The organism is Streptomyces sp. NPDC044002, assembly GCF_056434525.1.
The window spans coordinates 36,396-46,628 of sequence record NZ_JBWKEZ010000061.1; the positions used below are offsets into that span (position 1 = coordinate 36,396).

Here is a 10,233-nt window from a genome sequence, read left to right on the forward strand (position 1 = left end):
TGTCGAGCTACGGCAGGCACAGCGTACGGGTGACTGCGCGTCACCCGTGCCCTAGGCCCCCTCTTGTCGGAGGGATTGTCGCTACGACTGCGCCGACGGGGAAGCGGAAGCCGAAGCGGAACCCGACGGAGTCGCACCCTCGCCGGTGTTGGCGGCGCCGATCGCGGCCACCGTCTCCTTGGCCGCGGTGATCGCGTCCTGGAGCAGCTTGCCCTGGTCGGGGGCGCCGGCGCCCTCGTAGGCGGCACCGTTGTAGTCGACGGTGACGACCACGTTCTGGGCGCGGACGACGATCGAGTTGTTGGAGAAGTCGACGTCCTTCTTCACGCCGAAGGACACGGAGGTGGCGGCGTCGCCCAGCCCGTCCGCCTTCTCGGTCTTGACGTCGTGCGCGCCCTCGGTGGTCTTCGCCAGCTCGATCTGCTTGTTGTACTGGTCCTCGGCGCGCTTGTTGCCGCTGCCGAGCGAGGCGTGCGAGTCGTAGCGGACCAGGGAGACGGAGAGCCAGCGGTACTGCGAGCCCTTCGCGCCGTCCGTCTTGAGGCCGTTCCAGGAGCAGCTGGCGCGGTTGGCCAGGTCGTTCGACTTGGCCGCCGTGCCGCCCTTCTCCTTCGCCTCGGGCACGAGCGAGTCGATGCTCTTGCCGGTCACGGCCTTGCACGGGTCGGGCAGCTTCGCGAAGGCCACCTTCTCCAGCGGGGCCGCGGACTTCGTGCCCGGCTTGGCGGGCGAGGAGGCTTCGGACTTCTTGCCGGAGTCCTTGGCACCCGAGGACTTGTCCGAGTCGGACGAGCAGCCGGCGACGGTGAGGATCACCGGGACGGCTGCGCAGGCGAGAACGCGGGTGAGGCGCGAGGCTGATCGGTGCATGGTTCCTTCAGACGTTGGGCAGACGTGGGGTCTTCTGCGGGGTGCGTTACGGGCGCTGGACCCGAGCAACGGTAGCCCGACCGGGCGCCCGGCTGCTGTGCGCGCCGTCACGCGGGGCGTGCGCGCCCCCTCGCGGGAGCGCCGTCACTCGCTGAAACGCTCGGCCAGGGCCTGCGCCAACTGGCGCGCCTTCTCCTGCGTTTCCGCACTCGGGGGGACCGAGCCCGGCCCGGACGGCTGGACGCTGTACTCGACGGTGACGAGGACGTTCGAGGTGCGGAACACGATCCGCACCGTCCGCGACTGGGCGGCGGTGGCGCCGGCCGCGCTGAGCTTGTCGTCGAGGAACGCCTCGTTGCCGAGCCCCTCCAGGATCCGCGAGCCGAGCTCGGGCGGAGCGGTCGGGGAGGCCGGCGAGGCGACCGGCGAGGCGGGCGCGGACGGCGAAGCGGAACCGGGAGCGGAGGCGGCCGGCGGGGGCGCAGTGCTGCCGCCGGGGGCGGGTGCGGGGGGCGCGCTGGGGCTGCCACTCGTATTCGTACCGTTACCGGCGCTGGGGGTCGGGCTTCCCGACGGCCCCGGGAAGGGCAGCTTCGCGGCGGTCAGCAGGCGCACGTACACCTGGCGGGCCTTGTCGTCGTCGCTCGTCGTGGCGCGGTCGTACGAGACCACGCGCTCGAAGGTGACCGACAGCAGCAGGTTCCCCTCGGGGGCCTGAGCGTTCCAGCGGCAGCCGACGTGCCGGTCCCCGTCGTACGAGGGGTCCGCGGTCCCGGCGTAGAGCCGTTCGCGCTGCTCGGTGGTGAGGGAGTCGGAGGCCGGGAGCATGGCCTTGAGCCGCTTGGCGTCGGCGGCCTTGCAGGGCTGCGGCAGGCTGCGGTACTTCCCGGGCTGCGCGGGCGCGGCGCTGCTCCCGCCGCCCTTGGGGTCGCTGGTCCCGATGCCGTTGCCGTCGGTGCACCCGGTCGCGCCCGCCACGAGCGCGGTGAGCACGCCGAGCATCGCGATGCCCGGCAGGACTCGGCGGCGGCGCACCGACGCCCGGTGTACCGGCATTGGGTCCACGTCCACTGGCTCCCCTTGGCTCCCTCGGGAAAATCCGTTGCCGCGACTTGGGCACGGATGGACACAATGTCTATCGCACACGCACGTGCCGGCGCCGGTTCCCTGTCTGCTTTGGGGTGATGAGCGCGGCTTTTCGCGTATTCATACTTTTCTGCGGTTTTCGGGGGATGGTTGTCTTATGTCGTATGTAGAGGTACCTGGGGCGAAAGTCCCGATCCGGATGTGGACGGATCCGGCGTCGGTCGAGGACAGCGCGATGCGGCAGCTCCAGAACACGGCCGGACTGCCCTGGATCAAGGGCCTGGCCGTGATGCCGGACGTGCACTACGGCAAGGGCGCCACGGTCGGCTCGGTCATCGCGATGAAGGACGCGGTCTGCCCGGCGGCGGTCGGCGTCGACATCGGCTGCGGCATGTCGGCGGTCAAGACCTCCCTGACGGCGAACGACCTCCCGGGCGACCTGTCGAAGCTGCGCTCGCGCATCGAGCAGGCGATCCCGGTGGGCACGGGCATGCACCGCGACCCGGTGGATCCGGGGCGGCTGTACGGCTTCTCGGAGGCGGGGTACGCGGACCTGTGGGAGCGGTTCGACTACCTGGCGGACGAGGTGAAGTTCCGGCGTGACAGGGCGCTGCGGCAAACCGGAACACTAGGCTCCGGGAATCACTTCGTTGAAGTTTCAATCGATGAGTCCGGGGCGGTGTGGCTCATGCTGCACTCGGGCTCCCGGGGCATCGGCAACGAGCTCGCCGCGCACCACATCGGTGTGGCCCGCGGCCTCTCCCACAACCAGAACCTGGTCGACCGGGACCTGGCGGTGTTCCTCGCGGCGACCCCGGAGATGGACGCGTACCGCAGCGACCTCTTCTGGGCGCAGGAGTACGCGAAGTACAACCGCGCGGCGATGATGGGCCTGCTCAAGGAGGTCGTCCGCAAGGAGTTCCGCAAGGCGAAGGTCTCCTTCGAGCAGGAGATCAGCTGCCACCACAACTACGTGGCGGAGGAGCGGTACGACGGCATGGACCTGCTGGTCACCCGCAAGGGCGCGATCCGCGCCGGCAGCGGCGAGTACGGCATCATCCCGGGCTCGATGGGCACGGGCTCGTACATCGTGAAGGGGCTCGGGAACGAGAAGGCCTTCAACTCCGCCTCGCACGGCGCGGGCCGGAAGATGAGCCGGACGGCGGCGAAGAAGCGGTTCACCGCGCGCGACCTGGCGGAGCAGACGCAGGGCGTGGAGTGCCGGAAGGACTCGGGCGTGGTGGACGAGATCCCGGGCGCGTACAAGTCGATCGAGCAGGTCATCGACCAGCAGACGGACCTGGTCCGGGTCGTGGCGAAGCTGAAGGCCGTCGTCTGCGTGAAGGGCTGAACGGCTGAACGCACCGTGCCGTGCCCGGATGGATCCGGGCACGGCACACGTGTGTTGCTCAGCGGGGGCCTGATGGGGTCAGGAGGCCTCGGCGCTCTTCGAGAGGTTCTTGTTCGCTACGAACGGGCCGCTGGGGTCGTCGGTGAAGCCCACCAGGCGCCAGCGTCGCAGAACCCCGGCGTTGGGGCCGGTGGCGTCGGGGCCGCAGTTGAGGTTGGCCCCGGGGGCGTTGGCGTCGCACTGGAGCTCGTACACGGTCCCGACCGTGGTCTGGACCTTGAAGTTCGCAATTGCGCCCTGGACCGACAGAGTGGCGGAGCAGACCGTGGTCGGGTTGGGGTAGTCGGGGTTCTGCGCGGGCGTGGTGAGGTTCTGGCGGATGTAGTTGCCCGTGGTCGGGGAGTGGCGGTGGCCTCCGTACGTCACTCCGTCGACCAGGAAGACGGCGAACTCCTCCGTGCCGTTGGGGAGGACCGCGTCGATGTCGTTGCCGCACGCGCTGGTTCCGGCGGGTCCGGGCGGACCCGGCTGGCCGTCGCGGCCGTCTCGGCCGTCTCGGCCGTTCGTGCCGTCGGCGCCGGGGGCGCCCGGGGTGCCGGGCTGGCCGTCGCGGCCGTCGCGGCCGTTCAGGCCGTTGGCGCCGGGGGCGCCAGGGGCTCCCGGAGGTCCGGGCGGGCCGACCTTGAAGCACTTGTCCTTGTGGGGTTCGGCCGCCGCGCCCTTTACTTCGGGCTCGTAGTCGTCGTTGTCCTTCTCCTTGTCCTTGCCCTTGCACTTGTCGCCGGCCGGCGCCGCGGCGACCGTTGCCGACGCCGGGGCGTCGGTGTCCGCCTGTGCGGGGGTGGCGAGGCCGAGCATCGCGATGGCCATCGTGGCCACCGCACCGCCGGCGAGCCACTTGCTCTGCCGGGGCAGCGGGCCCATGCGGGACGGTGTCCTTGTCTCAGGACTCATGTGTGGTGCTCCTCGTGGGAACCGGGGGTCTGACGTCGAGGCGTTGGCGGCCTCTGTCCCGCATGGTTCGCCCGCCGGAGCCCGTACGGCGTGAGGCGCGAGGTCCGATCATCAGATAGGTGTCACAAATGACGCCGAACGGCCGAGCCGCCGGCGCCCCCGGTCGCCGCTCAGCGCCCCGCTTCGGGCCTCCTGCCGTCGAGGAGTCGGTCTACGGGCAGTTCGAGGCTGATGCCGATGGATTCGGGGAGCGGGACCGACGTGCCGCGCTTGAAGGGCTTGCGCGACCGGTACTCGCCGCCGCGCGGGTCGGTGTAGAGGACGGCCTCGTCGTGGCGGCGGTCGGCCACCAGGTAGACCGGGATGCCGGCCTGGGCGTAGCAGTCGGCCTTGGTGCCGAGGTCGTCCGACCAGTTGGACGAGGTCACCTCTACGACGAGGCGGAACACGTGTGGTGGGTAGCAGTTCTTCCCGACGTGGTGGTCGAGGAAGTCGGCCTCGACGAGTGCGAAATCGGGGATGGCGTAGTCGTCCGGCCCTGAGGGTAGCCACAGGCCGATGGCCTGGGCGTACTCAAGTCCTGCCTGCGGCGCTCCTGCCTTGTCGGACTCCACGACGAGCCAGCTCAGTGATAGGGCGTGAGCCCCGTCGGCGGGTGGTGTCACGGTGAGCCTCCCCTGGAGAATCTCCACTCGATGCCCGGGAAGCTCCTTGGAGAGTCGATCGGCGGCGTCCGCGATCGTGATCTCGTGCTGTATCACGGCCATAGCTTCCTCCCTTTCGCGACTCATGCTTTCGGAGCGTATCGGGGTCCGCCGACATTGCGTACGGATTCACCCATACGGGCTCCGAAGGGGCTGCGGGGCGGCAACTTCCGCTTGGGGGAAGGGGATTGACGGCGGGAGTTGGTCTAGACCATGGTGGGCGGCATGTGGAGAACTCGTGTGCTTGTCGCCGCCCTCGCGTCGTTGTCGCTCGCCCTCGGGGCCGCCGGGTCCGCTCAGGCGGGGGTGGGGCTGCCGCCCGTCGTGTCGCACGTGCCGACCCAGGAGAAGGTCGTCTTCATCACTATCGACGACGGCTGGAACCACGACCCCGAGGCCGCCCGGATCCTGTCCGAGAAGCGGGTGCCGGTGTCGATGTTCCTGCTCCCGGGGGCCACCTCGTACGACACCGCCTACTTCACCGGCCTGGTCGACCAGGGCCGGGCCACCGTCGAGAACCACACCGTCAACCACCCCGACCTCACCACCCTCGACGCCGCCGGGAAGGACGCCGAGGTGTGCGGGGCCGGGGAGCGGCTCGCCGAGACCTTCGGGAAGACGCCGAAGCTGCTGCGCCCGCCGTACGGGGCGGTCAACGACGACGTGCGGCTCGCGGCGAAGGCGTGCGGGGTGAAGGCGCTGGTCACCTGGACGCACGACTTCACCACCTGGGGCCAGACCCCGCCCACCCCGCAGCTGAAGGCCGGGGACATCGTGCTGCTGCACTTCACGCCGACGCTGGCGGCGGACCTCCAGCGGGCCCTGGACGCGGCGAAGGCCGCCGGGCTGAAGCCGGCGGCCCTGATGCCGCACCTGAGGAGTGCCGGGCTGGTGCCGTAAGGGCTAGAGCTCGCGGTGGACCTTCGTGTTCGAGGCCTGGGCGCGGGGGCGGACCACCAGCAGGTCGATGTTGACGTGGCTGGGGCGCGTCACCGCCCAGGTGATCGTGTCGGCCACGTCGTCGGCGGAGAGGGGCTCCGCGACGCCCGCGTAGACCTTCTCGGCCTTGGCGGCGTCGCCGCGGAAGCGGGTCTTGGCGAACTCCTCGGTCTTGACCATGCCGGGCGCGATCTCGATGACGCGGACGGGCTGGCCGACGATCTCCAGGCGGAGGGTCTCGGCGAGGACGCGGGCGCCGTTCTTGGCGGCGACGTAGCCGGCACCGCCCTCGTAGGTGGCGTGGCCGGCGGTGGAGGAGAGCACGACGACCGTGCCGTCGCCGGAGGCGACCAGGGCGGGCAGCAGCGCCTGCGTCACGTTGAGGGTGCCGATGACGTTGACCTCGTACATCGTGCGCCAGTCGGCCGGGTCGCCGGTGGCGACGGGCTCGGCGCCGATGGCTCCGCCGGCGTTGTTGACGAGTACGTCGCAGCGCTCCAGGGAGGCGGCGAAGGCGTCGACGGCGGGGCGGTCGGTGACGTCGAGGGCGTGGGCGGTGGCCTCGTGGCCGGCTCCGGTGATCTCGGCGGCGAGCGCCTCGATGCGGTCCTTGCGGCGGGCGGTGAGGACGACGTGGTAGCCGGCGGCGGCGAGCTGCCGGGCGGTGGCCGCGCCGATTCCGCTGCTCGCGCCGGTGACGACGGCGGTTCGGGTGGCCGGGCGCGTGCTCATGGGCGGGGCTCCTCGTGGGGTCGATCGCGGGGTCGCGGGTTCGCCCGCCGGTTCGGTCGTTCGTACGGGCGAATCTCCGCCAGCATAGGCCGGGTCAGCGGCGCGGCGCGTACATGATCACGGCCATCCCGGCGAGGCAGACGAGCGCGCCGGCCACGTCCCAGCGGTCGGGCCGGTAGCCGTCGGCGACCACGCCCCACAGCAGGGACCCGGCGACGAAGACCCCGCCGTAGGCCGCGAGGACGCGGGCGAAGTCGCCCTGCGGCTGGAGCGTGGCGACGAATCCGTAGAGGCCGAGGGCGATGACCCCGGCGCCGATCCAGGCCCAGCCCTTGTGTTCCCGTACGCCTTGCCAGACCAGCCAGGCGCCCCCGATCTCCAGGAGGGCGGCGAGGGAGAAGAGGGCGGCGGAGCGGGCGATCAGCATGGCCGGAAGCCTACGCATGCGGCTCGGGCCGGGCCGCCGGGCGAATGGCGGACGGCTCGCCCTCATTCGTGTGATGGTCCGATCGTCGGCTGGCCGGGGTGGCTACGGTCCGCGCGAGGAGGTGGTGGCGGTGCGCCGTGGTGCCGTACGCAGTGTGGTGGTGGCGGGCTTGCTGGTGCTGTGCGGGGCGGGTCCGGTGGCTCCGGCGGGTGCCTGGCCGGGGGCGGACGAGGAGGCCGACGTGGCCTACCACGGGCGGGTCCAGCTGGCCCGGGGGCAGCTGAAGGTGTGGATGGTGCCGCAGAACGAGGGTCCGGCGGAGGTGCCGAACGCGACCGTGCGGGTGCGGCTGTCGGCGGACCTCGCCGACCGGCACGAGCTGTCCCAGGGGTGCGCGCGGGTCGGCCGGCGCGAGGTGGTGTGCGAGACGGGTGCGCTGCCGCGGCACGGGCGGGGGCGTCACATCGCGCTGCTGCTCGGGCTGCGGGAGCGTCCGGCGGAGGTCGCGGTGCGGATCGACACCCTGTGGGACGGCGGCGCGACCGACCGCAACCGCGCCAACAACGAGCACGTGGTGCTGGCGTTGGACACGGGCGACCCGTACGCCTTCTGACGTGGGCCGCCCGCGTCCGGCCGGTCAGACGGTGGCGCCGTCGCCGAACTCGGCCATGGCGTCGCCGACGATCCGTTCCAGACGGGAGTGGTGGGCGCCGCGCCAGTAGACGCGCTCGCAGTCGGTGCACTGCGCGAACACGTCGTACGAGCGCTGCGTGCCGTGCTCCAGCCGGTCGCCGACGCTGTCCTTGTCCGCTTCGCGGAGCGGTCCGTTGCAGGCGGTGCAGCGGGTCCAGGGGGCGAGCTCGGGGGCGAACCGGCCGAGGACGTCGCGCAGTTGGTCGTCCGGGTTGTCGCTGTAGACGTAGGCGCCGGCGAAGATCTCGCGGCGGCGCAGCAGGCCGCGGTCGCGGGAGAGCAGTACGCGCTGCTCGGCGGCGGAGCGGGTGGCGAGGGCGGGGTCGCCGATGTCCTCGTTCTCGTAGGCCGCGTCGACGCCGAGCAGGCGCAGTCGGCGGGCGAGGGTGCCGAGGTGGACGTCGAGGAGGAAGCGCAGCGGGGCGCCGGTGACCTGCTGGGGCCGCTCGACGCCGAACACCTCGACGGATTCGCCGGCTTGGGGCACGTACGAGACGGTGACCTCCTGCCCGTCCACGAGCAGCCGGCCCACCTCGGTGAGGGGGACGCCGGCGGATTCGACGACGTGTCCGAGGCTGGAGGCGCCGTCGGTGGCGGTCGGTACGCGGTCGACGCGCCGGCTGGGCGGGGCGAAGAGGCGCAGTTCGGGGGCGAGGGTGAGGTGGATGCCGGGACCGTTCACGGTCCCAGCATGCCATCGGGGGGTGTGGTGGTGCGGCCGAATTTCGGAGTGGGGTCAGGCGGTGGCGGCGGCCTCGTCGTAGGCCTCGCGGTGGGCGCTGACCTCGTCGAAGTGGTTCTCGGCCCACTGCTTGACGGAGGAGAGGAGGCAGCCGAGGCTGCCGCCGAGTTCGGTGAGGCGGTAGTCGACGCGGACGGGGACGGTCGCGGTGACGGTGCGGGTGACGATGCCGTCGCGTTCGAGGGAGCGGAGGGTCTGGGTCAGCATCTTCTGGCTGACGCCGGGGATCTTGCGGCCGAGTTCGCTGTAGCGCATGGAGCCCTGTTCGGCCTGGCCGAGGGCGCTGAGGACGAGGCCGACCCACTTGTCGCTGATGCGGGCCAGGAGCTGGCTGGTGGGGCACTCCTTGACGAAGGCGTCGTAGGCGGCGCGGGCCTCTTCGCGGAGGGCGGCGGCGGTGCGGGTGGCCATGGGTGCCCACTTCCGGGTCGGGTACGCACTCCGGAGTGCGTACTTACGAAAAGAGAGTACCTCTCCATAAGTTAGTGGTCATCGGGAACGGCCCTGACGGCCGGCAACGCGACAACGCGACAACGCGACAACCCGACAACACGACAACACGACAACCCAACAGCCAACGGGGAGAGGGAAATGAGCGAGCAGACCATGCGGGCGGCGGTCGTCAGCACCTTCGGCGGGCCGGAGCAGGTGGAGCTGGCCGAGGTGGCGGTCCCGCGGCCGGGGGCCGGGCAGGTCCGGATCCGGGTCCGGGCCGCCGGGGTGAACCCGGTCGACGGCGCCGTCCGCGCGGGCGTCTTCGGCGGGGCCGGGCAGCGGATCGGGCTCGGCTGGGACGTGGCGGGGGAGATCGATGCGGTCGGCGCCGGCGTGGACGGCTGGACGGAGGGCCGCCGGGTGGTCGGGCTGCACTACGGCCCGGTGAAGCCGCTCGGCACGCACGCCGAGTACGCGGTGCTCGACGCCTCGGCGGTGGCGGCCGCCCCCGAGTCGGTGGACGACGCGGCCGCGGCGGCGCTGCCGCTGAGCGGGCTGACGGCGGCCCGGGCGGTGGACCTCCTGGGGCTGGCCCCGGGCGACTCGGTACTGGTCACCGGCGCGGCCGGGCTGGTCGGCGGCATGGCGGTGCAGCTGGCCGCGCGGGCGGGGCTGGTGGTGACGGCGCTGGCGGGCGCGGGGGACGAGGAGTTCGTGCGCTCGCTCGGCGCGGCGGAGTTCGTGGCCCGGGGCGGGGCGCCCGCCGGGCCGGTGGACGGGGTGCTGGACACGGCGGTGATCGGCGCGGAGGCGCTGGGCTTCGTCCGCGACGGCGGCGCGTACGTCGGCCTCATCCCCGGCGCGGCGCCGGCCGCGGAGCGGGGGATCCGGGTGGCGGAACAGGAGGTCGCCGCGGACGGCGAGCTGCTGGCCCGGCTGTCGGCCCTGGTCGACGCGGGTGCGCTGACGCTTCGGGTGGCGGACGCCTTCCCCCTCGCGGACGCCGCGAAGGCCCACGAGGCCCTCGCCACCCCGGGCACCCGGGGGCGCGTGGTCCTGGTCCCCTGACCGGCGGGGGTGGCCGCTGCGCGGGGCGAGGTCCCCTACCCGCCCTTTGTCCGTTCCCCGGGCTGCGCCCGGAGCCCTCCTGGGGGCTCCGCCCCCAGACCCCCGCGCCTCAAACGCCGGCGGGGCTATGAATAGCCCCGCCGGCGTTTGGGGCGACGGGCGCGAAGCGCCCGTACCGGGGTCAGAGGCGGAGGCCCGGTCTCCCCGCCCCCCCGACGCGTTAGGCGAGGAC

At 72.2% G+C, this 10,233-nt stretch carries 12 protein-coding genes; 4 read left to right on the plus strand and 8 right to left on the minus strand.

Annotated elements, in window-relative coordinates; translation table 11 throughout:
* Window positions 1-81: 81 nt before the first annotated feature.
* Both AC07A6_RS32885 and AC07A6_RS32890 read right to left on the minus strand, forming a co-directional pair.
* Entirely contained in the window at window positions 82-870 is a 789-nt protein-coding gene (locus AC07A6_RS32885; RefSeq protein WP_478779562.1) for a DUF3558 family protein, read from the minus strand.
* 144 nt (window positions 871-1,014) lie between these two features.
* Window positions 1,015-1,941: a DUF3558 domain-containing protein gene (locus AC07A6_RS32890; RefSeq protein WP_478779563.1), complete on the minus strand. Its 927-nt coding sequence runs from the start codon at window positions 1,939-1,941 to the stop codon at window positions 1,015-1,017.
* A gap of 172 nt (window positions 1,942-2,113) precedes the next feature.
* Between AC07A6_RS32890 and AC07A6_RS32895 the strand changes: the two genes are divergently transcribed.
* Window positions 2,114-3,307, plus strand: coding sequence for an RtcB family protein (locus AC07A6_RS32895; RefSeq protein WP_478779564.1), 1,194 nt, complete (start codon window positions 2,114-2,116; stop codon window positions 3,305-3,307).
* Window positions 3,308-3,385: 78 nt separating this feature from the next.
* Here AC07A6_RS32895 and AC07A6_RS32900 read toward each other — a convergent pair whose 3' ends face one another.
* Window positions 3,386-4,261: a hypothetical protein gene (locus AC07A6_RS32900; RefSeq protein ID WP_478779565.1), complete on the minus strand. Its 876-nt coding sequence runs from the start codon at window positions 4,259-4,261 to the stop codon at window positions 3,386-3,388.
* Between the two features lie 170 nt (window positions 4,262-4,431).
* The gene (locus tag AC07A6_RS32905; protein WP_478779566.1) at window positions 4,432-4,926 is read right to left on the minus strand and encodes a Uma2 family endonuclease; all 495 of its coding nucleotides are present in this window, start codon (window positions 4,924-4,926) and stop codon (window positions 4,432-4,434) included.
* Between the two features lie 264 nt (window positions 4,927-5,190).
* Between AC07A6_RS32905 and AC07A6_RS32910 the strand changes: the two genes are divergently transcribed.
* Entirely contained in the window at window positions 5,191-5,865 is a 675-nt protein-coding gene (locus AC07A6_RS32910) for a polysaccharide deacetylase family protein (protein ID WP_362467929.1), read from the plus strand.
* A 3-nt stretch (window positions 5,866-5,868) separates the two neighbouring features.
* Here AC07A6_RS32910 and AC07A6_RS32915 read toward each other — a convergent pair whose 3' ends face one another.
* Window positions 5,869-6,636 (minus strand): SDR family NAD(P)-dependent oxidoreductase, encoded by a 768-nt coding sequence (locus AC07A6_RS32915; protein WP_478779567.1) that lies wholly within the window; start codon window positions 6,634-6,636, stop codon window positions 5,869-5,871.
* Window positions 6,637-6,730: 94 nt separating this feature from the next.
* A complete protein-coding gene (locus tag AC07A6_RS32920) occupies window positions 6,731-7,063 on the minus strand; it encodes a YnfA family protein (RefSeq protein ID WP_362467933.1) in 333 nt (110 codons plus the stop codon).
* Window positions 7,064-7,193: 130 nt separating this feature from the next.
* On the opposite strand from AC07A6_RS32920, the gene AC07A6_RS32925 reads away from it, so the two are divergent.
* Entirely contained in the window at window positions 7,194-7,676 is a 483-nt protein-coding gene (locus tag AC07A6_RS32925; RefSeq protein ID WP_362467935.1) for a hypothetical protein, read from the plus strand.
* 24 nt (window positions 7,677-7,700) lie between these two features.
* Here the strand turns inward: AC07A6_RS32925 and AC07A6_RS32930 are convergent, their stop codons facing one another.
* The gene (locus AC07A6_RS32930; protein WP_478779568.1) at window positions 7,701-8,438 is read right to left on the minus strand and encodes a Mut7-C RNAse domain-containing protein; all 738 of its coding nucleotides are present in this window, start codon (window positions 8,436-8,438) and stop codon (window positions 7,701-7,703) included.
* A gap of 54 nt (window positions 8,439-8,492) precedes the next feature.
* Window positions 8,493-8,909: a winged helix-turn-helix transcriptional regulator gene (locus AC07A6_RS32935; protein WP_362467939.1), complete on the minus strand. Its 417-nt coding sequence runs from the start codon at window positions 8,907-8,909 to the stop codon at window positions 8,493-8,495.
* Window positions 8,910-9,104: 195 nt separating this feature from the next.
* Here AC07A6_RS32935 and AC07A6_RS32940 point away from each other — a divergent pair, with 195 nt between their 5' ends.
* Window positions 9,105-10,001 carry an NADP-dependent oxidoreductase gene (locus AC07A6_RS32940; RefSeq protein ID WP_478779570.1) on the plus strand — a complete coding sequence of 299 codons (897 nt, stop codon included), beginning with the start codon at window positions 9,105-9,107 and terminating at the stop codon, window positions 9,999-10,001.
* The last annotated feature ends 232 nt before the right edge of the window (window positions 10,002-10,233 follow it).